We start from the raw sequence: 22,554 nt of genomic DNA, 5'->3' as shown, positions 1-22,554 counted from the left end.
TTCCGGCGCACGGTACGCGGGATTACCGATTGGCAACGGGCCGCATCAGTGGCGTATCGCTACAGTACTGCCGTGACCGACTGCCTCTTCTGCAAGATCGTGGCCAAGGAGATCCCGGCCGACGTGGTCCACGAGGGTGACCGCACTCTCGCCTTCCGTGACATCAATCCGCAGGCGCCCACCCACGTGCTCGTGATCCCCAAGGAGCACCACCCCGACGCCGCGGCGCTGGCCACGGCCGACGACGGGCTGGCCGACGACGTGCTGAAGGCCGCCCACGCGGTCGCCGTACAGGAAGGGGTGGCCGAAACCGGCTACCGCGTTGTGTTCAATACCGGAGCCGGTGCGGGGCAGACCGTCTTCCACGTGCACGCGCATGTTCTCGGCGGGCGCAACCTGACCTGGCCTCCCGGCTGATATTGACGCGAGCGCGCGGGCCACTCCCGGCTACGATGGGGCCAGAGAAGTACACCCGAATTAAGACCGGGAGGCATCAGGCCCGAGGGCCTGACCCATGTCCGAACTACACGAATCCCGACGCACGGCACCTCCCTCGCGCACTCAGGCCAAGGTGCTGATCCCGGACGAATACCCGATGGTCAGCCTCCTGGGCTCCCGTGACGAGCTGCTGCGCGTCATCGAGGGCGCCTTCCGGGCCGACATCCACGTCCGGGGCAACGAGATCACCATCACCGGGACCCCCGACGAGAGCGGCGCCGTCGTGCGCCTGTTCGAGGAGCTGGTCGAGGTGCTGCGCAACGGCGGCGAGCTCTCGCCCGACGCCGTCGAGCGGAGCATCGCGATGATGAAGATGACCTCCGAGCGGCCCGCAGAGGTGCTGTCGCTCGACATCCTGTCCTCCAGGGGGCGGACCATCCGCCCCAAGACGGCCAATCAGAAGCGCTACGTCGACGCCATCGACAAGCACACGGTCGTGTTCGGCATCGGCCCCGCCGGCACCGGCAAGACCTACCTGGCCATGGCCAAGGCGGTCCGCGCGCTTCAGGAGAAGAAGGTCAACCGGATCATCCTCACCCGGCCGGCGGTCGAGGCGGGGGAGCGGCTGGGCTTCCTGCCCGGCACGCTCTACGAGAAGATCGACCCCTATCTCCGGCCGCTCTACGACGCGCTGCACGACATGCTCGACCCCGAGACGATCCCCAAGCTCATGGCCGCGGGCACGATCGAGGTCGCGCCGCTGGCGTACATGCGCGGCCGTACTCTCAACGACGCCTTCATCATCCTCGACGAGGCGCAGAACACCTCGCCCGAGCAGATGAAGATGTTCCTCACCCGGCTGGGCTTCGGCTCCAAGATCGTGGTGACGGGCGACGTCACGCAGGTCGACCTCCCCTCCGGCACCGAGAGCGGCCTGCGCGTCGTGCAGGGCATCCTCTCGGACATCCGCGACATCCACTTCGCGACGCTGACCAGCGTCGACGTGGTGCGCCACCGGCTCGTCAGCGACATCGTCGACGCCTACGGCCGCTACGACGTGCTGAAGCAGCAGGAGCTGAAGTCGGTCAAGCAGCAGCAGCGGGGGCCCAGGCGATGAGAGAGCTACCGCATCTCGCGCTCACGCGCCCGGCGAAGGAGGGCGCGTGAGCATCGAGATCAACAACGAGTCGGGTGACGCGGTCGACGAGGAGACGCTCGTCGCCCTCGCCACCCACGTGCTCGGCGAGATGGGCATCCACCCGCTCGCCGAGCTGTCGCTCCTCATCGTGGACGAGAACACCATGGCCGACCTCCACGAGAAGTGGATGGGCGAGCCGGGCCCCACCGACGTGCTCGCCTTCCCGATGGACGAGCTGCGTCCCGGCGGCGGCGCCCGCGGCGACTCCGAGAGCCCGGCCGAGCCCGGCCTGCTCGGCGACGTCGTGCTGTGCCCGCCCGTCGCCGCCAGGCAGGCCGCCGAGGCCGGTCACAGCGCCGCCGACGAGCTGGAGCTGCTGTGCACCCACGGCATACTCCACCTGCTCGGCTACGACCACGCCGAGCCTGAGGAGCACAAGGAGATGTTCGGGCTGCAGGCCCAGCTTCTCGCGTCGTGGAAAGAGGTGCGCTCCCCGCGGTGAACGCCTGGTTGCCTCTGGCCATCCTGCTCGTGGTGATCGCCGGCCTGATCGCCAGTGCGGAGACGGCGCTGACCCGCATCTCCCGGGTGCGGGCTGAGGAGTTCGTGCGCGAGGGCAGGAGGGGCTCCAAGCGCCTGCAGGACATCGTCACCGACCCGTCCGGCTCGCTCAACCTGCTGCTCCTGCTCAGGCTGAGCTGCGAGCTGGTCGCCACGGTGATCGTGACGTTGCTGTTCATCGACGTTCAGGGCGATCAGGGCTGGGCGTACGTGAGCGCCGCCGCCGTCATGATCGTGGTCAGCTACGTGATCGTCGGCGTCTCTCCCCGTACGCTGGGCCGCCAGCACGCGGAGCCGATCGCGCTGGCCGGCGCCCCCGTCGTCTACGGCCTCACCAAGATCTTCGGTCCGCTGCCGAAGCTGCTCATCCTGCTCGGCAACGCGCTCACGCCCGGCAAGGGCTTCCGCGAGGGCCCGTTCACCTCCGAGGCCGAGCTGCGCGACCTGGTCGACCTGGCCGAGGAACGCCGGGTCATCGAGCCGGACGAGCGGGAGATGATCCACTCGGTCTTCGAGCTGGGTGACACGCTGGTGCGCGAGGTCATGGTGCCGCGCACCGACATGGTGTTCATCGAACGCGGCAAGACGCTCGACCAGGCGCTCTCGCTCCACCTGCGCAGCGGGTTCTCGCGCATCCCGGTCGTGGGGGAGAACGAGGACGACGTGATCGGCATCGCGTACCTCAAGGACATCACCCGGCGCGTGCACGAGAGCGGCGAGGGCACGGAGAAGGTCGAGTCCATCATGCGGCCGGCCACGTACGTGCCGGAGAGCAAGCCGATCGACCAGCTCCTGCGCGAGATGCAGGCGCGCCAGATCCACCTGGCCGTCGTCATCGACGAGTACGGCGGGACCGCCGGGCTGGTCACCATCGAGGACGTCCTGGAGGAGATCGTCGGCGAGATCACCGACGAATACGACCAGGAGGCGCCCCGGGTCGAGGCCATGCCCGACGGCGCGATGCGGGTGACGGCGCGGATGCCGGTGGACGAGCTGGGCGAGCTGTTCGACACCGAGATCGAGGTGGACGACGTCGAGACGGTGGGCGGGCTGCTGGCGCACGCGCTGGGCCGGGTTCCGATCGCCGGGTCGCAGGCGCGGGTGGCGGGGCTGGAACTGACCGCCGAAAGCCTGGCCGGCCGCCGCAACCGCATCAGCACGGTGGTGGTACGCCGCACCGGCCCCGGCTCCGACGAACCCATCCCCGCCTCCGCCGAACAGGATTGACCCCACCCCTCACATGCACGGGCTTCGGCCCGCCCGCCTGCCCTCGTGCTCCAGCCCCACCACCTGGCGCGGCGCCGACGGGTTGCGGCCTCTTGACGGACGCCGCCAGGAGGGGCGTGTGACCTGCCGGGTGTGTGGGCTCGCCGTGGGCCTGCCTCGGGGAGCCGTCCTGGTGTGGCCGACTCGGCAGCGCCTGCCTCGGCGGCTCAGCTCTCCGGGGGTTGGCCGGGCGGGGGGTGGCTCTCGGGGATCGGGGTGTGCCCTGGGGGTCGCGTGTTGCTGGGCTGGGGGTGGGTGCCCGGCGGGGGTTTGGTGGGGTTTTCGCAGGTGGGAGGCGGCGGGAAGTCGTACAAAGTCGTATTAAGTGTTCTACAAGCGAAATGCAAGCGACGTGCCGCAATCTATTCACAGACGCCCAGTGCGGTGGGTGTCGCAGAGGGGTGATCCGGACTCCGGGTGGGGTTCGCGGCGCGAGGTAGCCCCTGGGGGGACGGCAACGTCTCGGTCAGCTGATCGCGACGTTGCTCGGCGTAAAGGGTGTTCTCGTCCGATAAACCGGGCGAGAGCACCCTTAAGCGTTTCCATAGGCATCTGACCGGTTGTTGGCTTCTCCGGTGGATTGCCGCATTCGCGTTCCGGGGAGATCGCACTCCGGGGGGAACCATGGAACGCGGAGTGTGGATCATCGTCGGCGCGCTGCTCATGGCGGGGCTGACCGCGTGCGCGGGCGAGAACGTCGACGCGCAGCTCGACCTGCGGGCGCAGGAGCGGCTCAGGGAGATCCTGAACAAGGATCCCAAGCTGCCCGACGGATTCTCGCCACGGCCGCAGGAGGCGTGGAAGGTGCCGTTCGCCGCCCGTGACCGGAACTGCCGTGCCGTACTCGATCCTGCGGCCGGGAAGGCGCCGCGGCGGGCGCTCACCGCGCAGGCGGCGGCCAGCTATCCCGGCCACGCGCTGGGGGAGACGGCCGGGGTGGCGCTGGCGCGGTATGCCGGGACCGAGGCGGAGTGGCACATCGACGACCTCGGCAAGGCGCTGCGCGAGTGCCAGGCGGTCAATGCCGGCGCCGGGACCGATCTGCGGCTGCGTACGCTCCCGGTCGGCGGCATGGGCGACGAGGCGGTGGCGGCGGAGCTGGCGGGGCGGCTCAACGGGTATCCGTACGCGCTGCACGTGTTGCTTGTCCGTGAAGGGGACACTTTGGTGTCCCTGGTGCACACCGGGTTCAAGCGGGTCGATCAGAAGCGAACGGAGCTTCTCGCACGGTCGGTGCTCGGGATGGCCAGGGCCTAACCTAGTCTTCCGTGACTCTCGATCCCGAAGACAGCAAGATCATCACGCTGGCCCGGTCGGCCAGGGCGCGCAACGGCTCGCGGGAAGGCGCCGCCGTACGCGATGAGACCGGGCGCACCTACTCGGCCACCAACGTCGCGCTCGACGCGCTCACGCTCTCGGCCGTGCAGGTCGCCGCGGCCATGGCGATCTCCAGCGGCGCGCGGAGTCTGGAGGCCGCCGCGCTGGTCACCGAGGGCGAGGGCCCGAGTGAGGCGGACGCCGCGGTGGTCGGCGAGCTGGGCGGCAAGCTGCTCGTGGCCGGTCCCGACGGCCGGTTGAGGGGCTGACATGGCGATGTCGCCGTTCCTGGCCGAGCTCAGGGCCGTGGTGGGCGGGCGGTTGCTGGTGCTGCCCTCGGTGACGGCGTGCGTGTTCGACGCGGAGGGGCGGCTGCTGCTCGCGCGCCACGGCGACGTCGGGAAGTGGGCGGCGCCCGGCGGCGGCGTCGACCCCGACGAGCGCCCGGAAGACGCCGTCGTGCGCGAGCTGCGCGAGGAACTGTCCGTGGAGGCTTCGGTGCGCGGCCTGATCGGCGTGTACGGCGGGCCGGACTTCCGCACCCACTACCCCAACGGCCACGAGGTCGCCTACGTCATCGCCGCCTACGCCTGCGTGCTCACCGGAGCCGCCACGCCCACCCCGGACGGCGAGGAGATCAACGACTTCACCTGGGCCGCGCCCGAGGATATGGCCGCGCTCGACATGACCTCGTGGTCGCCGCACGTGCTGCCCGACGCGTATGCCTGGTGGCGGCAGCATGGTGCCTGATGGGCCACAATCGACTATGTGACTTCGCCAGACAATCATCGCGCCGGTTTCGCCTGCTTCGTGGGGAGGCCGAACGTCGGCAAGTCCACGCTGATGAACGCCCTGGTCGGCACCAAGGTGGCCATCACCTCGTCCAAGCCGCAGACCACCCGGCGCGTCATCCGGGGCATCGTCCACCGGCCCGACGCCCAGTTGATCATCGTTGACACGCCGGGCCTGCACCGCCCGCGCACCCTGCTCGGCGAGCGCCTCGACAGCCTGGTGCTGTCCACGCTCACCGAGGTGGACGTCATCGGCTTCTGCGTGCCCGCCGGTGACGCGATCGGCAAGGGCGACCGTTTCATCGCCGAGAAGCTCGCCGCGGTGAAGAAGACGCCCGTCGTGGCCGTGGTCACCAAGTGCGACCTGGCCTCCAAGGAGCAGATCGCCGAGCAGCTGCTGGCCGTCTCGGAGCTGGGGGAGTTCGCCGACATCGTCCCGGTCTCCGCGACCTCCGGCGACAACCTCGGCACGCTGGCCGACGTGCTCGTCCGGCACATGCCCGAGTCGCCGCCGCTGTATGAGGACGGCCGCCTCACCGACGAGCCCGAGCAGGTCCTGGTCGGCGAGCTGATCAGGGAGGCGGCGCTGGAGGGGGTACGCGACGAGCTGCCCCACTCGATCGCCGTCGTGGTCGACGAGATGCTGCCCCGCGAGGGCCGCGACGACCTGCTGGACATCTACGCGCACCTGTTCGTGGAGCGCCCCTCGCAGAAGGCCATCATCATCGGGCACAAGGGTGAACGGCTGCGAGACGTGGGCACCAGGGCCCGCAAGCAGATCGAGGCGCTGCTCGGCACCCGCGTCTACCTCGACCTGCGCATCAGCGTCGCCAAGGACTGGCAGCGCGACCCGAAGCAGCTGCGCAGGCTGGGCTTCTTCGACTGACCTCACCGGCGGGGTTGTGGTGCGCGACGCCGGGCGGGCTTATGGTGATCGGGTGGGCGACTACCTTTCGCCGCGGGTGTCGGGCCGGCCGGAACGCAAGACACGCAGGGGCTACGCGCTCGCCGTCGTCGCGGCCGGGGCGCTGCTGGTGGTCTGCGCGATCCTGCCCTGGGCGGGGCTCTCGGCGCGCAGCGACCTGATCGGCGCGGGCGTCGTCAGGACGGTGCGCGGCATCGACGACGGCTTCGGCGTCTACACCCTGATCGCCGGGCTGGTCGCGGGCGCGTTCGGGGTGGCCGGGCTGATGACGGGACGCCGGCCGTGGGCCGGGCTGGCGGCGATCCCCGGCGGGGTGGCCGCGGCCGTTTTGGTGCTGTTCGTGGCCGACCCTCGGGGCGCGGGCGATCGGATCTCGGTTGACCTGGGCGGTTTCCTGGCCATCGAGCCGGTGCTGCAGTACGGGTGGTTCGCCGCCCTGGGCAGCGCGCTGGCCGTCGTGGTCTTCGCCGTCCTGTCCCTGCTCCCACGCCGCAACTAAGACCGAAGAGCCGCAGGCCGGAGCCTAGAAGGCTGTAGCGCCGGTGAGCCGCATGCCCGGACCCCTGGGGACAGCGGGTGCCGGGCATGACGGCCATTCGGTCAGGAGACGGTGAACGTGGTCAGGACGGCGGCGTGGTCGGAGGTCCACTCGTTGCCGCCGTGGCCGGGGTGCGGGGCCGGGGTCCCGGCGACGACCGCGTCGGAGGACTCGACGCTCAGCCCGCCCGCGTAGTGGACGAAGTCGATGCGGTCCTGCGGCTCGGGGTCGCCGATGCGGTGGTCGTAGCCGTAGCCGCCGGTGAAGGTCTTGTAGACGGGCGACCACGTGTTGCCGGGCGCGGTGACCGGGTTGGGGCGGGCGACGCGGTAGGAGTCCTTGAGCCCGGCCTGCTCGGGGACCTTCGAGGTCGGCCACGGGATGCCGGAGCGCCCGCAGTGCGACGACGCCGCCGCGGTGGTGTAGTCGAGGTGCGAGGGGGCGTTGAAGTCGCCGGTCAGGAGCACGGGGTGGGTCCCGGCGGCCTGCAGGTGGCCGCCCATGGCCTGGACGATCGCCTGGATCTGGCCGGTGCGGCCGGAGTCCGCCTCGCGGGTGAGCAACTGCTGGGTGGTGCGGTTGGAGAAGCAGCCGTCGTAGGGGCCGTAGGGGGTGTAGCCGAGGTGGGCGTTCCACAGGACCAGTTCGCGGCCGGTGCGCTCGTCGAGGCGGACGCGGGCGTAGATGCCGGCCAGGCCGGACTGCGACGGCAGCGGGCCGCGCGCGGTGATCGGGTAGCGGCTGATGATGCCCAGGTCGGCGCCGGCCTGGAAGTGGTCCCAGCCGAGCGCCTGGGCGAGCTCCTGCGCCGAGGTCGAGGACGTCTCCTGCAGCCCGACCACGTCCACGTCGCGGTCCAGCAGGAAGCGCAGTTGCTTCTCCCGGCCGCCGGAGATCTGGCTGCCGCCGTGCCACAGGTTCCAGCTCATCGCCTTCAGCCGGGGCACCAGCGTCTCGCTCGCGCCGCGTACCCGGATCGAGACCGAGGCCGTGCTCGTCTGCCCGGCCGTGTTGCGCGCCTCGACGGTGAGCGCGGAGGTTCCGGCAGCGGTGGGGGTGCCGCTGATCCGGCCGTCGGCGGCGACGGCGATCCACGCCGCGCCCGCCTTCTTGGTGAAGGTCAGTCCGCTCGTGTCGCCTTTCACCAGTCCTGTGACGCTCGCACCGTACGGCGTGCCGGCCCGTCCGTTGCGCAGCGTGAAGGGCGAGGTGACGAAGCGCAGGGCGGTGGAGCTGACCAGCCTGAGCCGGGCGGGCCGGGCCAGCCAGGCGTAGCCGTCCTGGGCGAGGTAGTAGACGACGTACTCGCCGGGCTCCAGGCCCTGGGTGGGCAGGGTGGCGGTGCCGTTGGCGCTGGGGGTGTAGACCCACTTGAGCGACGGGCCGACGAACTGCTCGGCGACGGGGCCGTTGCCGGGTTCGGTGTAGAGGCCGACCCAGTTGGTGGCGTTCGGGCGGGGCGTGGAGTAGGAGAGCCTGATCGGCTCGCCGGCCCGCACGGCGCTCGATTCGAGGGCGAGCGTGCCGTCGGGTACGGCGGCGTGGGCGGGCACGGTCACGGCGGTCATCGCGAGGAGGGCGGCGGCTAACAGGGGGAGTAGACGCATCGGGGCTCCTTGTGGCTGGCTGTCCGAAGAGAGCATCCACTGGCAAAGTAAAGCTCAGATGTACGCAGTCTGACGAGTATCCACCCTGGTCAAGGGTGGACAAGTGGAGCACCTGTCTGGACAAGCTCGCTCAGGATGTGACGGGCCTGGGCGGTCAGCTCGGCCGCGCGGCCGGTGGCGCCCTCGGCCGTGTTGACCTCGGCCAGGGCCGTCAGCGCCGCGGCGTCGAGCAGGCGGTCGCCGAGTCGCAGGGCGATGCTCCTGGCCTCTTCCGCGGCGTCGCGGGCGGACGGGACGTCGTGCTGCGCCAGCCGTACCGAGGAGAGGGCGAGCAGCGCGTCGGTGCGGCGGTGGCGGTCGCCGAGGCCGGCGAGGTGTTCGGCGGCGGCGGTCAGGTGTGCGGCGGCCTCCTCCGGGCGGCCCGCGCGGCGCAGCACCTCGCCGAGGACGAGCAGGGTGTCGGCGCGCTCGCGCTCGTCCTCGGCCGCCTCCAGGCAGGTGGTCAGCAGGCGTTCGGCGTCCTGCGGGCGGTCCAGTTCCAGGTGGGCGCGGGCCAGGCGGCGGCGGGTGTGGTGGGCGTCGCGCACCGAGCCCGTGCGGTGGAACAGGCCCAGGGCCAGGCGGAGGCGTTCGTGCGCCTCCTGCCACCGGTGCTCGGCGAGGAGCAGGTCGCCCTCGTCGCGCAGGATCAGGGCCTCGGCCCGCGGGTCGCCGGTGGCCTGGGCGGCGGGCAGGGCGTGGGCCAGGATGGTACGCCAGTCGTCCAGATGGCGGTGGCGTTCCAGGAACGGCGTCAGCAGGTGCGCGAGCCGCCAGCAGTCGGCGTCCAGCCCGGCCCGCCACAGGTCGCCGGTCAGGGCGACGAGGAAGCCGCGTTCGGCGGCCAGCCACCGCACCGACTCCTTGATCTCGCGGGTGGCGAAGGCGGCCGCGGGATCGCCGGAGACCAGCGGGAAGCGGGAGACCCGCACCCTGGCCAGCGCCAGCGTGACCAGCGCGGACAGCCCCGGCGGGTCCGGCTGCTCGCGGGCGAACAGCCGGACCAGCTCGTGCGTGCGGTAGCGGACCTGCCCGGCCACGTCCACCGTGTAAGCCTCCAGCAGGCCCGCCTCCACCAGCGCCTCGGCCTGGCCGCCGAAGACCTCGGCCACCCAGTCGCCGACGTCGGGCGCCGACAGCGCGCCGAGCCCGCGCAGCGTCCGCCGGGCCTCCTCCGGCAGGCTGTCGTAGCCGATGGCGAAGGCGCTGCGCACGGTCTGGTCGCCGGCGTGCAGGCCGTCGAGCCGCCGGTGCTCGTCCTCCAGCAGGCCGACGAGGTAGTCGGCGGTCCAGGCGGGCCGGGCGGCCAGCCGGGATCCGGCCACGCGCAGCGCGAGCGGCAGCCCGCCGCAGAAGCGGGCCAGCCGGACCAGCGCCTCGCCGGGCTCGCGGCCCGAGCTTCTGGTCAGCAGTTCCAGCGACTCCTCGGCGCCGAGCACGCCGACCGGCAGCCGCCTGGCGCCGGGCAGGCCGGCCAGCGCCGACCGGCTGGTGATGATCGTGGGGGAGGAGGTCAGCAGCGGGCGTACCTGCTCCTCGTCGGTGGCGTTGTCGAGCAGGACCAGCAGGCGGCGGCCGGCCGCGTAGGCGCGCAGCAGCCGCTCGCGGCTCTCCGGCGAGTCGGGGACGGCCTGGGCGGGGCAGCCGAGCCAGCGCAGGAAGTCCTCCAGCACCGCGGCGGGGTCGCCGTTCTCGCGCAGGTCGGCGTAGAGGATGCCGTCGGGGAAGCTGGCGCGCTGCTGCCATGCCGCGTGCACGGCCAGCGCCGACTTGCCCGTCCCCGCCTGGCCGTGGACGACCACCTGGTCCCCGACCACCTCTTCCAGCAGTTCGCCCCGGCCGGTGAAGTCGGCCACGTCGCGCGGCAGCAGCACCGGCGGCCCGGCGGAGACGTGCAGGGAGACGTCGTCGTGCAGCATGCGGTGGTAGAGCAGCTGCAGGTCGGGGTCGGGTTCGATGGCGTGGCCGCCGTCGAGCTCATCGCGCAGCGCCGCGTAGGCGGCCAGGGCGTCCACGCGCCGGCCGCTGCGGTAGAGGGCCAGCATGTACTGCCCGCGGAAGCGCTGCCAGAGCGGGTGCCTGGTGACCAGGCCGCGTAGTTCGGCGAGGATGTCCCGGTGCCGTCCGGCGTCGAGGGCCCGCTGGGTTCTGCGCTCGATGGCCAGCAGGCGCAGCTCCTCCAGCTCCTCGCGCAGCCGTCCGGTCTCCAGCCAGCGCGAGCCGTCGGGGTCGACGTCCTCCAGCGCCTGGCCGCGCCACAGCGTCAGCGCCTCGTCGTAGCCGCCCTGCTCGACCAGGCTCCTGAACCGGTTGACGTCGAGCTGCTCCTCCTCCACGGCCAGCGTGTAGGTGCCGGAGACCGTGGTGATCACGTCCTTGCCGAGGAGCTGGCGCAGGTGGCCGATGTAGCCGCGGACCAGCGAGTCGGAGCGGTCGTCGCCCTCGCGGGGCCATAACAGGTGGCGCAGCCGTCCGAGGCTCAGCGGGCGGCGGGCGTTGAGCACGAACATGGTCAGCAGGTCGCGGTGCTTGGGCGCGGTGGGGGTGCGGTCCTCCCCGTCGTGACGCACCTCTAGCGGCCCCATGATCCGAAATTCCACGCTATTTCCCGCAATCCAGGCGTCTGTGATCTTTTATGGGCACAGAATTTCATATCTGATGGCGGCGCTGACTCCTTCTGACCCACACCGGCTCGGCGGCTACTGGCTGGCGGGCCGGCTCGGCGCGGGCGGGCAGGGGGTGGTCTACGACGCCTACGGGCCCGACGGAGAGCGGGTCGCCATCAAGGTACCGCGAGCCGACTCGCCCGAGTCCCGCCGGCGGCTGGGCAAGGAGGCGGACGCGGCGCGGCGGGTGGCGGCCTTCTGCACCGCCCGGGTGGTCGAGGTGGATCTCGGCGTGCCGTACGTCGTCAGCGAGTTCGTGCCGGGTCGGACGCTGCGGGAGGTGGTCGCGGAGGTCGGCCCGTACGCGGGGGAGGGGCTGCACCGGCTGGCCGTCGGCGTGGCGACCGCGCTGGCCGCCATCCACCGGGCCGGCGTCGTGCACCGCGACCTCAAGCCGGACAACATCATCCTGGGGCCGGACGGGCCGAGGGTGATCGACTTCGGGGTGGCGCGGGAGGCCGGGCCCACCACGACCGGGCCGGTGATGGGGACGCCGAACTACATGGCGCCCGAGCTGTTCTCCGGGCGCGGGGCCGGCGCGGCGGCCGACCTGTGGTCGTGGGGGCTGGTCGTGCTGTTCGCGGCGCGCGGGGCGGACGCGGTCGAGCCGGGCGATCCGGTCGCGGTGGTGTCGGAGGTGCTCGGGTACCGGGCCGACGTGGAGGGGCTGCCGGAGCCGCTCGGGCCGCTGGTGGCCGCGGCGCTGGCCCAGGAACCGGGGCGGCGGCCGGGGGCGCGGGCCGTACTGCTGGCACTGCTGGGGTTGCCGGACGGTGACGACGCGGGCGAGGGGGACGCGGCGCTCGCCCGCGGCGGGGCGCTCGCCGCCACGCTCGCCGGTCCCGCCGCCGAGCCCGGCCTGGGCGCGGCCGCCGAGGAGCTGTACGGCGAGCTGTCGGAACGCGAACGGGCAGCCGCGCCCGAGGTGTTCCTGCGCATGGCCGACGGCGAGAGCGTCAGGGAGGTCACCCGCGCCGAACTGCCCGAGGAGGAGGCGGTCGACGGCCTGCTCGCGCTGTTCACCGCGTCGGGACTGGTCTCAGCGCCCGGCGCGGACACCTACGCGCTGGCCAGGCCAGGACTCGTGCAGGCCTGGCCCAGGCTGCGCGATTGGGTGGCCGACAACCGCGAGGGTCTGCCCGTGCAGCGCCGGCTGGCCGAGGCGGCGCTCTTCTGGGACGGCCACGGCAGGAAGCCCGCCGACCTCCTGCACGGCTCCCACCTGGACCGCACCCTGCGCTGGGCGGCGGCCGAGCGCAAGGACCTGACGCTGGTGCGGCTGGAACGCGAGTTCCTGGACGCCGCCACCGCCCGCTCCCGCCGCCGGGTACGGCTGCGCGCGATGCTGGCCGGCGCGATGGCCGTGCTCCTCGTCCTGGCCCTGGGCGGTCTGGCCCTTGCCGAGTACCGCAGGACGGAGGTCGCGGCCCAGCGCGACGCCGCCACCGCCCGCGCGCTGGCCCTGCGCGCCGCCGGGCTGCGGGTGAACGACCCGAAGCTGGCCATGCTGCTGAGCGTGGCGGCGTACCGGCTGGATCCCGGCATCCCGGAGACCAGGGTCGCGCTGATCGACTCGCGCTCGCAGCGGTTCACCGACACCTTCACCGACCCCGACGCCGCGCCCGACGTGGTGTACGCGACAAGCCGGGACGGCCGCCTGCTCGTCGCGGTGCAGAGCGGGCAGGCGCGGTTGTGGGACGTGCGGGCACACCGTCAGCTCAGGCAGTTCACCGGCGTCGGGGCCGCCGGGAAGGCCGCGATCACGGCCGACGGGAAAATCCTGGCGCTCCAGGACGACCGTGCGGTGAGGCTGTGGGACGTCGCGTCCGGCCGGCCGATCGGCGCCGCGTTCGCGACGGGGCTGGACGCCACAGACCCGGGCGAGCTGGCCTTCGACGCCGGCGGGCGGCTGCTCGCCGTACCCGACGCCGAGGGCGGGCGGCGCTGGTGGACGGTGAAGGACAGGAAGGCGCTGCGCGCGGACCTGTACGCGGTCGACGACCAGGGCGACCGCGGGGTGGTGACACCGCGGCGTGGCAAGGTCGAGCTCTGGGACCTGCGCGCGAACCGTCGGATCGGCCTGCCGGGCCTGCCGCGGGCGGAAGACGTCGAGAGCGTCGAGATCAGCGGGGACGGCCGGTGGCTGGCGTACGCGCAGGAGCTGTCGAAGGGCGCCGAACGCCGGCTTGAGGTGCGCGACCTCAAGTCGGGCGGCACGCGCCGCAGCGTGATCCCCGATGGGGTCGCCCGCACGCTCACCTTCGGCTTCGGCGACGAGCTGATCGCCCACTGGGACCTTCTGGGCGACACGGTGGTGCAGCGGCGCTCGGACGGTCAGCAGATCCTCCGGATGGAGATGTCATCGGACCTGGAGTCCGTCCGCCCCGACCCGGGCGACCGGGCCATCCGCCTGGTGATGAACGGTGGCGTGATCCACACGGTCGGCCTGGCCGCCCTCCTCGACAAGCCCGTCGTCAGCGGAGACTCGCTGGGCACCGGCGAGTTCGCCCCGGGCGGCCGCCTGCTCGCCACCTTCGCGCGGGGTGAGGTGCGGCTGTGGGACGTGGCACGCGGTCGCCCGGTGGGCGTCCCCATCGCCTGGGGCGACCCCATGCTCCAGGGCAAACTGGCCTTCGACCCCACCGGCCGCCGCCTGGCCGTGGGCACGGACGACGGCGTGCTGCTGATCGACACCGGCACGGGGACGAAGCTCACCTCCTTCCGGCCCGCGAACCCGAAGGCGAGCTCGATCTACGGCCTGGAGTTCAGCCCCGACGACCGGACCCTCGCCATCGCCACCGGCGGGATCGACGGGGCGCTGCCCCTTGAGCTGCGCGACCTCCGGAGCGGCTCGTCCCGAGCCGCGGACGTCGAGAGCGAGGGCGTCACCGCCTGGCGTCCCGACGGGCGCGTCCTGATGACCGCCACGGCACTGATCGACCCGGTCAAGGGAGCACGGCTGGCCCGCCCGAGAATGCTGGGCACGTCGCTGCAGGTCTACGACTTCAGCCCGGACGGACGGTACCTGGCCGTCTGGATGGCCGGCCGCCTCGTGCTGTGGGACGCCCGGCTGACGGCCAGGATCGACGACCTGCCGGTGCCGCCGGGCTTCGAGGCCACCCGTCTGGCCTGGTCGCGGGACGGCACCATGCTCGCCGCCTACGGCTTCGGCGACCAGATCCGGCTGTGGGACATCGGTTCCCGGCAGGCGCTCGGGACCGTGTTCGACGGGATGACCGAGTACGGGTTCATGGAGGGCGCGGCGATCGCGTTCGCCGAGGACGGCAGGACACTCCTCAGCGCCACGCCCGAGGGAGTGCTGCGCACCCATCCACTCGACCCGGTACGTCTCGCGAAGTCAGCCTGCCAAGCCGCCGGAAGGGCGCTCACCAGCCAGGAATGGAGCCACTACCTACCCGAGGCGGAACCCTTCCCCGTGTGCCCCGATGCCGGTTAGGGCGTCCTGCGCACGCGTGACGATCCGCTCCAGGTGGTCGCTGTGCGCGCCGCGCCAGTACACCTGGCCGCACTCGCGGCACCGGCCGTACGCGTCGTAGCTGCGCCGGGTGCCGTCACGCAGGGCGCTGGCCACCTCGCTCTTCGGCACCTCGGCCAGCACGCCGTTGCAGGCGGTGCACCGGGTCCAGGGACGCAGCGGCGGGGCGAAGCGATCCAGGAGGTCGCTGAGCTGGAGGTCGGCCTTGGCGCCCCGCACGTACGCGCCCAGCCACAGCGCCCGGCGGCGCAGCAGCCCGCGATCCTGGGTGAGGAGCACGCGGCGCTCGGCGTTGGCCTGGACCACCAGCGCCGGGTCGTCCATGTCGTTGTGGTACGCGGTGTCGATGCCGAGCAGCCGCAGCCGTCTGGCCAGCGTGCCCAGGTGGACGTCGAGGAGGAAGCGCGGCTCCGCCGACAGCGGCTGGGGCCTGGGGACCGGGGCCACGTCCACGACGTCGCCGCCGCACGGCTGGTAGGCGGGGCCCACGCCGGCGCCGGCCACCGTCATCGGGCCCACTTCGGTCAGCGGGATGCCCAGGGACTCCACCACGTGGCCCAGCGTGGACGTGCGGTCCGCCTGGGCCCGCTGACACTCCTGGCGGCGGCTCGCGGGCAGGAAGAGCCGCAGCTCGGGGGCGATGCGCAGGCGTATGTCCGTCTCGTCCACACGGTCAGGATGCCACGCGGGTCATCGGGGGATCACCCCCATTTCGGCCGGGCGGATACCTTGATGGGGTGAGTCTGCCGCGCCGTTCCTTCCTCGCCCTCGCCGGTCTGGCGCTGGCGGGGTGCGTCGCGGGCGAGTGGGAGGGCGGGCGGATCCGGCTGGCGACGGGGTCGGCGGGCGGGCCGTACGAGCAGCTGGGGGATCGGTTCGCGGCGGAGTTGCGGCGGGTCGGCTTCGACGTCGGCGTGCTCAAGACCGCCGCCAGCGTCGAGAACCTGGCGATGCTCAGCGACGGCCGGGCCGACGCCGCGTTCGCGCTGGCCGACAGCGCCGACCACGCGGTGCGCGTGCGCAGGCAGCCGGTGGCCGCGCTGGCCCGCATGTACATGAACTACGTGCACCTGGTCGTGCGCGCCGGCTCGGCGGTCATGGCGCCGCGGGACCTGGCCGGACGGTCGGTCTCGCTCGGCGCGGAGGGGTCGGGCACGGCCGTCACCGCCGAGCGGGTGCTGCGCGCGGCGGGCCTGACCGGCACCCGTCCGGTCAAGCTGGGGCTGGACGAGTCGATCAAGGCGCTGCACGACGGCAGGGTCGACGCCTTCTTCTGGTCGGGCGGCGTGCCCACGCCCGCGCTGGCCGTCCTCGACGACGTGCGGCTGCTCGCGCTGGACACGATGGTGCCGATCCTGCGCCGCGCGCACGGCCCGCTGTACGAGCACGCCGCGTTCCCGGCCGGCGTTTACGGCTCCGCCGAGCCGGTGGCCACGGTGGGCACGCCCAGCTACCTGGTCTGCCGTCGCGACCTGGACGTGGAGCTGGCCAGGGAGCTGACCGCGACCCTGTTCGCCAGCCGCGACCGCCTCCAGGCCCCCGACGCCCCGGGCGGCCGCCTCGACCGCCGTTACGCCATCGGCACCGGCGCCGTCCCCCTCCACCCCGGCGCCGCCCGCTACTACCGCTCGGTCTACGGCTAGCGGAAGATCCGCCCGAGCTGGTGGTCGATCAGGGCCACGGCCCGCTCGGGCGTGTGCTGGCCGAGCAGCACACCGGCCTGCAGCCCCTCGGCCCCGGCCAGCAGGAACGCGACCTCCGCCGGGATGTCCACCTCCGGCCCAACCTGCCCGAGCTCGCGCCCCTGGCCGAGCATGTCGCACAGCAGCCGTTGCAGGCCGGGCGGCGTCTCCCGGACCGTCGCGGCCAGCGCGGGGTCGGCGAGCATGTGCGCGAAGTACGCGACGAACACCAGGTGCCGCTCCCGGCGTGCCTACCTGTTCACCGACCCCACCGCGCCCGCGGTCGCCGGGCCGCTGGCCCCGCACACGGGCGAGGTCACCGCGCACGGGGCCGAGACGTTCGCCCTGTTCGACTTCGTGGACGCGCCGGACAAGAGCGCCGGGCAGCGGGCGCTGGCCGAGCGGGTGGTGGGCTACTGGGCGCGGTTGGTGCGCACCGGGGACCCGAACGGGGGCGGCGGCCCGCGCTGGCCGCGCCTCGACGGGACGGACCGGGCGCTGGAGCCGGCCCAGGGGCGGCGCGGCCGTACGACATGAAGGGCGGGCATCACTGCGGGCTCTGGTTCTGACGGCCGGAGCTCAGCCCCACCTCGACGACCAGGCCGTGCGGGTGGGCGGGCAGCAGGCTCAGCGTCGCCCCGCACGCCCTGGCCAGCTCGGCGGCGATGGCCAGGCCCAGGCCGCTGCCCGGCACGTTGGCGTGGGAGCCGGAGCGCCAGAACCGGCCCTGCGCCTCGGCACGCTCCTCCTCTCCGAGCCCGGGGCCGTCGTCGGCGATCCTGAGCACGCCGTCGTCGAGGGTCACCGCGACCTTGCCTCCGGCCGGGACGAACTTCTGGGCGTTGTCCAGCGCGATGTCGGCGATGCGGGCCACCGGCTCGGGCACCGACGCGCCCGCCGGGATCGTGACGTCCAGGGTCAGGCCGCGCGCGGTGTACACCTCGCGCCAGCCCGTCAGGCGCGGCGCGAGATCGGTGTCCGCGGTGGCCGCCACGGCGCCCGCCTCGACCCTGGCCAGCGCCAGCAGGTCCTCGACCAGCAGCGCGAGGCGGTCCAGCTCGGCCAGCGTCTCCTCGTACTCGGCCGAGCCCTCCTCGCGCAGGTGCGGCTCCAGGTTCTCCAGCCGCAGCGACAGCACGGTCAGCGGGGTGCGCAGCTCGTGCGAGGCGTCGGCCACGAACGCCCGCTGGCGCTCCAGCGCGCCGGAGACGGCGTCGGCCATCGCGTTGAAGCGCTCCTCCAGGCGGCGCAGCTCCGACGGGCCGTTGCCCGGGTGGGCGCGGGCGTCGAGGTGGCCCTCGGCGATCGCCCGCGTGGTGCGGTCCAGCTCGGTGACCGGGCGCAGGATCCAGCGGGCCAGGCGGCGCGCGGCCAGCACCGAGTAGGCCAGCGCGATCAGCGCGCCCACCGCCAGCGCGCCCCAGACCAGCGCCACGTCCGTGCGGGCGTTGTCGGTGCGGACCTGCAACAGCACCACGCCGGACAGCTGGGCGTCGCGGCCCGCCGGCTCGGCCAGCAGCACCGTCCGCGGGCCGAGCGGGCCGATGACCGGCAGATCCTCGGTGGTGCGGCCGGACAGGGCCAGCCTGGTCGCCGCTCCCGTGTCGGCGGTCATCCGCCCGGCCTCGGCCAGCACCTTCCTGTCGCGGCCGAGGACGCGGACGGCGGCGCCGTACAGCTCGCTGTAGCGCTCGATCTCCGCGCTCAGCGCGGAGTGGTCGGCGTCGCGCGCCGACTGGTCGGCCAGCTCGGCGAAACGGGTGGCGTCCGCGCGGCGGTCGAGCAGCAGCCGGTTGGTGCGGTGCGAGGCGTAGAAGAGCCCGAGCGGCACGGCCAGCGCCGCGATGAGGAAGACGATCAGCGTGGTGAAGGTCACCACCAGCCGGGAGTTCACGCGGTCGAACCCAGGCGGTAGCCGGTGCCGCGCAGGGTCTCGACCAGGCCGGGCCGGCCCGTCTTGGCGCGCAGGCCCGCCACGTGCACGTCGAGCGAGCGGGAGGCCGACAGCAGCGGGTCGCCCCAGACCTCGTCGAGGATCTCCTCGCGGCTGCGCACCACGCCGGGACTGCGGGCCAGCAGCGCCAGCACGTCGAACTCGCGCCTGGTCAGCGTGATCTGCTCACCGGCCACGTGCACCTGCCGGGCGTCCAGGTCGATCCGCACGTCCCCGACGGTCACCACCTCGTCGCGCACCGGCAGCGGGCGGGTGCCGCGCCGCAGCACGGCCTCCATGCGCGCCATCAGCTCCGCCGTGCGGAACGGCTTGACGAGGTAGTCGTCGGCGCCGGAGCGCAGCCCGCGCAGCACCTCGCGCTCCTCGATCCGCGCCGTCACCACGATCAGCGGCACCGCGGAGCTGCGGCGCAACCGGCGCAGCACGTCGAGTCCGTCCATGTCGGGCAGCGTGAGGTCGAGCAGGACGAAGTCGACGCCCCCCGCCAGGCGGAGGGCGTCCACGGCCAGCGCGGCACGGACGACCTCGTGCCCGTGCCGCGACAGTGCCGTGGTGAGTGCCGCCGCGAGCCGGTCGTCATCCTCGACCAGGAGAACTCGCATGCCGACCAGGTTAGACGCGCTCGGGAACCGCCTCGGCCACGCCGCGCTCACTGCGCGTCAGGGCCGCATCGCGGGTCTCGCGCATGGTGAAGTACACGACGAGGGAGACGGCGGCGCACCCGGCCACATACCAGTAGAAGCCGGGCTCCATGCCCGCGTCCTTGAACCACAGCGCCACGTACTGGGCGGTGCCGCCGAACAGCGCGTTGGCGATCGCGTACGGCAGCGCCACCCCGAGCGCCCGGACATTGGTCGGGAACAGCTCGGCCTTCACCACCGCGTTGATCGAGGTGTAGCCGGTGATGATGAGCAGGCCGACCAGTGAAAGCAGCAGCGCGCTCCAGAAGCCGCTGACCGACGACAGCGCGTACATGAGCGGCACGGTGCCGAGTGTCGAGCCGACGCCGAAGGTGATGAGCAGCGGCCGCCGTCCGATCCGGTCCGACAGCGCTCCGGCCGCCGGCTGAATGCACATGAAGATGAACAGCGCGCAGAAGCTCACGGTCGAGGCGGTCGCCTTCGACAGCCCGGCGGTGTTGGACAGGTACGTGGTCAGGTAGGTGGTGTAGGTGTAGTACGCGACGGTGCCGCCCATGGTCAGGGCGATGACCAGCAGAAACTCCTTCTTGTGCGCGAAGAGCGCCTTGAGCGTGCCGCGGTCCTTCGCGTCGTGCGCGCCCGCGGACTCCTCGCCGTACGCCTCGGTCTCCATCAGGCTGCGCCGCAGGTAGAACACGACCGCGGCGGCCAGGGCGCCGATGATGAACGGGATGCGCCAGCCCCAGGACTTCAGGGCCTCGTCGGTCATGGAGTTCTGCAGGATGATCTGCAGGCCGAGGCCGACGAGCTGGCCGGCGGTCATCGAGACGTACTGGAAGCTGGAGGCGAAGCCGCGCCGGCCGGGCGGGGTGGCCTCGGTGAGGAAGGTGGCGCTGGCCGCGTACTCGCCGCCGACCGAGATGCCCTGGAGCAGCCGGGCCACGAGCAGGACCACCGCGGCGGCGCCGCCGATCATGTCGTACGTGGGCGCGATCGCGATCAGCAGGGCGCTGGCCGACATCAGCGTGACCGTCATGGTCATGGCGGCCTTGCGGCCCTTGCGGTCGGCGTAGCGCCCGAGCAGCCAGCCGCCGATCGGGCGCATGAAGAAGCCGACGGCGAAGATGCCGAAGGTGTTCAGCAACTGGGCGGTGGGATCACCCTTGGGGAAGAAGGACGCCGCGAAGTAGGTGGCGAAGCTCGCGTAGACGAACCAGTCGTACCATTCGACGAGGTTGCCGACGGAACCGCCGATGACGTTCTTCCACGGCATGCGTGCCTTGCTCAACGGGATACCTCCAGGGGGGCGTCTGTGCTGGCCAGAGCCTCTCCACCGAAGGTTCTTCGGGCAAGGGGAGCGGGCGCATATCTAACCTGCGCTTAACATCGGCGAAACGTCAGACGTCCGTTTGCCAGGTGTTCCACTCGTCGAGCAGTTCGAAGCCCATCGCCTCGTTGATCGCCAGCATGTGCCGGTTGGAGGTGGCGTTCCAGGTGACGACCTGTTGCACCTGCGGCTCGCTCTCGCGTAGCCACAACAGGTTGGAGACCTTCAGCAGCAGCCCCAGCTTGCGGCCGCGATGGGCGGCGAGCACGGTCGTGTCGGCCTGGCGGGCCCAGCCGTCGGCGCGGTCGGCCTCGATGTAGATGCGCGTGTAGCCCGCGGGGGCGCCGTCGGAGGTACGGCGGGCGATCATGGCGTAGGAGTCGCCGCCACTGGGCACGATCGACGCCTCGAACTCCCGCATCCGGTCGGTGTCGAAGTGCATCTCCTCGATGTCCGCGCCGCGCGGCGCGTCGTTCATGCCACCGATGAGCTGAGCCAGATCGGCGAGAAGCTCCTCGGGCGCGGGGCCGGTGAAGCGCTCCAGATGGTAGCCGTCGGCCTGCGGCAGCATCGCCTCGATCGCAGCCCAGTCGGCCTTGCGCAGATCCAGAGTACGGCGGGCCTCCGGCAACACGACCTGGCCGCCCATCGCGGCGACGAACGCGGCCCCGCTGCCCACGGCCTCGGTCTCGCCGACCAGCAGCCTCCTGCCCTCGGCCCTGACGCGGTCCTTCGTGTGCTCGTACAGGGCCTTGCCGACGCCCCGCCGCCGGTGGCCCGGCACGACGAACGCCTCGAACACCTCGACGAGATGCGTGTTGTCGAGCAGCGGGTATTGCAGGCCGACGCCGCCGACGACCTGGCCGTCCTCGACCACGGCCCACGCCTCGACGCGGGAGCCGGGCTCGCCCTTGCGCATCAGCCACTCGAAGTGGCGCCGGGAGATGACCGGGCCAGGACGGTGGCCGGTGGCCGTGCGATAGGCGGTGTACACCTCGTCCAGGGGGCCGTCGAGATCTACTTGCTGGATCCTCATGCCGTCAGGCAAACGTACCCCCGCCCTCTCCCGCCACCGGTTTTACTGCTGGTAGCTCTCGACCTCGCTGACGGGGCGGGCGGCGGCCTCGTCGGGGTTCTCGCCGATGCCCCGGCGCGCCCGGCGCTGCCTGAGCAGGTCCCAGCACTGGTCGAGCGCGACTTCCAGCTCCTTGACCCGCGCGTTCTCCTCCTCCGAGGTCACCTCGCCGGTGGCGAGGCGGCTGCGCAGCTCGTGCTCCTCGGCGACGAGGGAGCTGATCCTGGTGAGAATCTCGTTATCCTGCATGATCCTGACTCTAACCGGCGCGTGATAGAACACGCCCTATGCGGGGTATCGCGGTGGTAAGGGAACCTGGTCCGCGCCTGGCCGAGGGCATCGTCACCCATCTCGAACGGCGGGCGGTCGACTACGAGCTCGCCCTGGAGCAGCACGCGGCCTATGTCGGCGCGCTGGAGGAGGCGGGCTGGAGGCCGGTCCACGTGCCTCGGGCCGACGACCTGCCGGACGCGGTGTTCGTGGAGGACACCGTGGTGGTGTGCGGGCGGCTGGCCGTACTCACGCGGCCCGGTGCGCCGGAACGGCGGCCCGAGGTCGCGGCGGTGGCGGAGGCCCTGCGGGGCCAGGGGTTGCGTGACGTGGCCGTGGAGGCGCCCGGCACGCTCGACGGCGGCGACGTCCTTCAGATCGGCGCGACCGTCTATGTCGGGCGCTCGGCCCGCACCAACGACGAGGGGATCGCCCAGCTCGCCCGGCACCTGCTGGACCGACGGGTGGTCCCAGTGGAGCTGCGCGGGGTGCTGCATCTGAAGTCGGCCGTGACCGCGCTGCCGGACGGCACGCTGATCGGCGACCCTTCCCTGGTGGAGCTGCCGGGATTGCTGGAGCCGCTGGAGGAGGCGGGCTCGCACGTGGTCGTCCTGGACGAGGAGACCGTGCTGATGGCGGCCTCCGCCCCGGAAACTGCCCGCATGCTGCGAAATAGGGGACTTGTCGTAGTGAGCGTGGATATTTCGGAATTTGAGAAGCTGGAGGGCTGTGTGACCTGTCTTTCGGTTCTCATCAGGTGAGATCGGGGAGGGCCCACGGCGAGACGTCTGCTAACGTGAATCGCATGCTGCGCGGGCTGCTT

The 22,554-nt window shown here is 72.3% G+C and carries 22 protein-coding genes; 13 read left to right on the top strand and 9 right to left on the bottom strand.

Going from position 1 to position 22,554, the window contains the following annotated elements:
• The first annotated feature begins 72 nt into the window (after positions 1-72).
• The 9 genes from HNR40_RS28350 to HNR40_RS28310 all read left to right on the top strand — a co-directional run bounded on the left by HNR40_RS28350 (position 73) and on the right by HNR40_RS28310 (position 6,935).
• Positions 73-417 (top strand): histidine triad nucleotide-binding protein, encoded by a 345-nt coding sequence (locus HNR40_RS28350; RefSeq protein ID WP_184966593.1) that lies wholly within the window; start codon positions 73-75, stop codon positions 415-417.
• A 97-nt stretch (positions 418-514) separates the two neighbouring features.
• Positions 515-1,555, top strand: a complete 1,041-nt coding sequence (locus HNR40_RS28345; RefSeq protein ID WP_184966592.1) for a PhoH family protein — start codon at positions 515-517, stop codon at positions 1,553-1,555.
• 46 nt (positions 1,556-1,601) lie between these two features.
• Positions 1,602-2,078, top strand: coding sequence for an rRNA maturation RNase YbeY (gene ybeY, locus HNR40_RS28340; RefSeq protein WP_184966590.1), 477 nt, complete (start codon positions 1,602-1,604; stop codon positions 2,076-2,078).
• Positions 2,075-3,364: a hemolysin family protein gene (locus tag HNR40_RS28335; protein ID WP_184966588.1), complete on the top strand. Its 1,290-nt coding sequence runs from the start codon at positions 2,075-2,077 to the stop codon at positions 3,362-3,364. Before ybeY ends, HNR40_RS28335 begins: the two co-directional genes overlap by 4 nt.
• Before the next feature lie 663 nt (positions 3,365-4,027).
• Positions 4,028-4,660: a hypothetical protein gene (locus HNR40_RS28330; protein WP_184966585.1), complete on the top strand. Its 633-nt coding sequence runs from the start codon at positions 4,028-4,030 to the stop codon at positions 4,658-4,660.
• An 11-nt stretch (positions 4,661-4,671) separates the two neighbouring features.
• Positions 4,672-4,989 carry a cytidine deaminase-like protein gene (locus HNR40_RS28325; RefSeq protein WP_184966584.1) on the top strand — a complete coding sequence of 106 codons (318 nt, stop codon included), beginning with the start codon at positions 4,672-4,674 and terminating at the stop codon, positions 4,987-4,989.
• A 1-nt stretch (position 4,990) separates the two neighbouring features.
• Entirely contained in the window at positions 4,991-5,470 is a 480-nt protein-coding gene (locus HNR40_RS28320; RefSeq protein WP_184966582.1) for an NUDIX domain-containing protein, read from the top strand.
• An 18-nt stretch (positions 5,471-5,488) separates the two neighbouring features.
• On the top strand, positions 5,489-6,397 hold the full coding sequence (gene era / locus HNR40_RS28315) for a GTPase Era (RefSeq protein ID WP_312896539.1): 909 nt from the start codon (positions 5,489-5,491) through the stop codon (positions 6,395-6,397).
• Positions 6,398-6,449: 52 nt separating this feature from the next.
• Positions 6,450-6,935, top strand: coding sequence for a hypothetical protein (locus HNR40_RS28310; protein ID WP_184966581.1), 486 nt, complete (start codon positions 6,450-6,452; stop codon positions 6,933-6,935).
• 101 nt (positions 6,936-7,036) lie between these two features.
• On the opposite strand, the gene HNR40_RS28305 is transcribed toward HNR40_RS28310, so the two are convergent.
• Complete coding sequence (locus tag HNR40_RS28305) at positions 7,037-8,581, bottom strand: endonuclease/exonuclease/phosphatase family protein (protein WP_184966580.1); 1,545 nt, start codon at positions 8,579-8,581, stop codon at positions 7,037-7,039.
• A gap of 89 nt (positions 8,582-8,670) precedes the next feature.
• The gene (locus HNR40_RS28300; RefSeq protein WP_184966578.1) at positions 8,671-11,220 is read right to left on the bottom strand and encodes an AfsR/SARP family transcriptional regulator; all 2,550 of its coding nucleotides are present in this window, start codon (positions 11,218-11,220) and stop codon (positions 8,671-8,673) included.
• 58 nt (positions 11,221-11,278) lie between these two features.
• On the opposite strand from HNR40_RS28300, the gene HNR40_RS28295 reads away from it, so the two are divergent.
• Entirely contained in the window at positions 11,279-14,743 is a 3,465-nt protein-coding gene (locus HNR40_RS28295) for a serine/threonine-protein kinase (RefSeq protein ID WP_184966577.1), read from the top strand.
• On the opposite strand, the gene HNR40_RS28290 is transcribed toward HNR40_RS28295, so the two are convergent.
• Complete coding sequence (locus tag HNR40_RS28290; protein ID WP_184966574.1) at positions 14,699-15,451, bottom strand: Mut7-C RNAse domain-containing protein; 753 nt, start codon at positions 15,449-15,451, stop codon at positions 14,699-14,701. The genes HNR40_RS28295 and HNR40_RS28290 overlap by 45 nt on opposite strands.
• A 68-nt stretch (positions 15,452-15,519) precedes the next feature.
• On the opposite strand from HNR40_RS28290, the gene HNR40_RS28285 reads away from it, so the two are divergent.
• Positions 15,520-16,425: a TAXI family TRAP transporter solute-binding subunit gene (locus tag HNR40_RS28285; protein WP_312896538.1), complete on the top strand. Its 906-nt coding sequence runs from the start codon at positions 15,520-15,522 to the stop codon at positions 16,423-16,425.
• Here HNR40_RS28285 and HNR40_RS28280 read toward each other — a convergent pair.
• A complete protein-coding gene (locus HNR40_RS28280) occupies positions 16,422-16,694 on the bottom strand; it encodes a TetR family transcriptional regulator C-terminal domain-containing protein (protein WP_312896537.1) in 273 nt (90 codons plus the stop codon). The genes HNR40_RS28285 and HNR40_RS28280 overlap by 4 nt on opposite strands.
• Here HNR40_RS28280 and HNR40_RS28275 point away from each other — a divergent pair.
• Entirely contained in the window at positions 16,669-17,001 is a 333-nt protein-coding gene (locus tag HNR40_RS28275) for a carboxylesterase family protein (protein WP_184966572.1), read from the top strand. The genes HNR40_RS28280 and HNR40_RS28275 overlap by 26 nt on opposite strands.
• A gap of 10 nt (positions 17,002-17,011) precedes the next feature.
• Here the strand turns inward: HNR40_RS28275 and HNR40_RS28270 are convergent, their stop codons facing one another.
• The 5 genes from HNR40_RS28270 to HNR40_RS28250 all read right to left on the bottom strand — a co-directional run bounded on the left by HNR40_RS28270 (position 17,012) and on the right by HNR40_RS28250 (position 21,710).
• Positions 17,012-18,358, bottom strand: coding sequence for a sensor histidine kinase (locus HNR40_RS28270; RefSeq protein ID WP_184966570.1), 1,347 nt, complete (start codon positions 18,356-18,358; stop codon positions 17,012-17,014).
• The gene (locus HNR40_RS28265) at positions 18,355-19,020 is read right to left on the bottom strand and encodes a response regulator transcription factor (RefSeq protein WP_184966568.1); all 666 of its coding nucleotides are present in this window, start codon (positions 19,018-19,020) and stop codon (positions 18,355-18,357) included. Before HNR40_RS28265 ends, HNR40_RS28270 begins: the two co-directional genes overlap by 4 nt.
• Positions 19,021-19,030: 10 nt before the next feature.
• Positions 19,031-20,347, bottom strand: coding sequence for an MFS transporter (locus tag HNR40_RS28260; protein WP_221340943.1), 1,317 nt, complete (start codon positions 20,345-20,347; stop codon positions 19,031-19,033).
• Between the two features lie 109 nt (positions 20,348-20,456).
• Positions 20,457-21,422: a GNAT family N-acetyltransferase gene (locus tag HNR40_RS28255; RefSeq protein ID WP_184966565.1), complete on the bottom strand. Its 966-nt coding sequence runs from the start codon at positions 21,420-21,422 to the stop codon at positions 20,457-20,459.
• A gap of 42 nt (positions 21,423-21,464) precedes the next feature.
• The gene (locus HNR40_RS28250; protein ID WP_184966563.1) at positions 21,465-21,710 is read right to left on the bottom strand and encodes a DUF2630 family protein; all 246 of its coding nucleotides are present in this window, start codon (positions 21,708-21,710) and stop codon (positions 21,465-21,467) included.
• A gap of 38 nt (positions 21,711-21,748) precedes the next feature.
• Here HNR40_RS28250 and ddaH point away from each other — a divergent pair, with 38 nt between their 5' ends.
• A complete protein-coding gene (gene ddaH / locus HNR40_RS28245; protein ID WP_184966561.1) occupies positions 21,749-22,492 on the top strand; it encodes a dimethylargininase in 744 nt (247 codons plus the stop codon).
• The last annotated feature ends 62 nt before the right edge of the window (positions 22,493-22,554 follow it).

Source organism: Nonomuraea endophytica (assembly GCF_014203235.1).
In the GTDB taxonomy this organism is placed as follows: Bacteria; Actinomycetota; Actinomycetes; order Streptosporangiales; family Streptosporangiaceae; genus Nonomuraea; species Nonomuraea endophytica.
This window is presented reverse-complemented; position numbering and strand designations above follow the sequence as displayed.

What these genes read in the sequence shown, in the direction of transcription:
- HNR40_RS28345 (WP_184966592.1), top strand. Translation starts at nt 515, where the DNA reads ATGTCCGAACTACACGAATCCCGACGCACGGCACCTCCCTCGCGCACT.
- HNR40_RS28330 (WP_184966585.1), top strand. Translation starts at nt 4,028, where the DNA reads ATGGAACGCGGAGTGTGGATCATCGTCGGCGCGCTGCTCATGGCGGGG.
- HNR40_RS28320 (WP_184966582.1), top strand. Translation starts at nt 4,991, where the DNA reads ATGGCGATGTCGCCGTTCCTGGCCGAGCTCAGGGCCGTGGTGGGCGGG.
- HNR40_RS28305 (WP_184966580.1), bottom strand. Translation starts at nt 8,581, where the DNA reads ATGCGTCTACTCCCCCTGTTAGCCGCCGCCCTCCTCGCGATGACCGCC.
- HNR40_RS28295 (WP_184966577.1), top strand. Translation starts at nt 11,279, where the DNA reads ATGGCGGCGCTGACTCCTTCTGACCCACACCGGCTCGGCGGCTACTGG.
- HNR40_RS28275 (WP_184966572.1), top strand. Translation starts at nt 16,669, where the DNA reads ATGTGCGCGAAGTACGCGACGAACACCAGGTGCCGCTCCCGGCGTGCC.
- HNR40_RS28265 (WP_184966568.1), bottom strand. Translation starts at nt 19,020, where the DNA reads ATGCGAGTTCTCCTGGTCGAGGATGACGACCGGCTCGCGGCGGCACTC.
- HNR40_RS28255 (WP_184966565.1), bottom strand. Translation starts at nt 21,422, where the DNA reads ATGAGGATCCAGCAAGTAGATCTCGACGGCCCCCTGGACGAGGTGTAC.
- HNR40_RS28250 (WP_184966563.1), bottom strand. Translation starts at nt 21,710, where the DNA reads ATGCAGGATAACGAGATTCTCACCAGGATCAGCTCCCTCGTCGCCGAG.
- ddaH (WP_184966561.1), top strand. Translation starts at nt 21,749, where the DNA reads ATGCGGGGTATCGCGGTGGTAAGGGAACCTGGTCCGCGCCTGGCCGAG.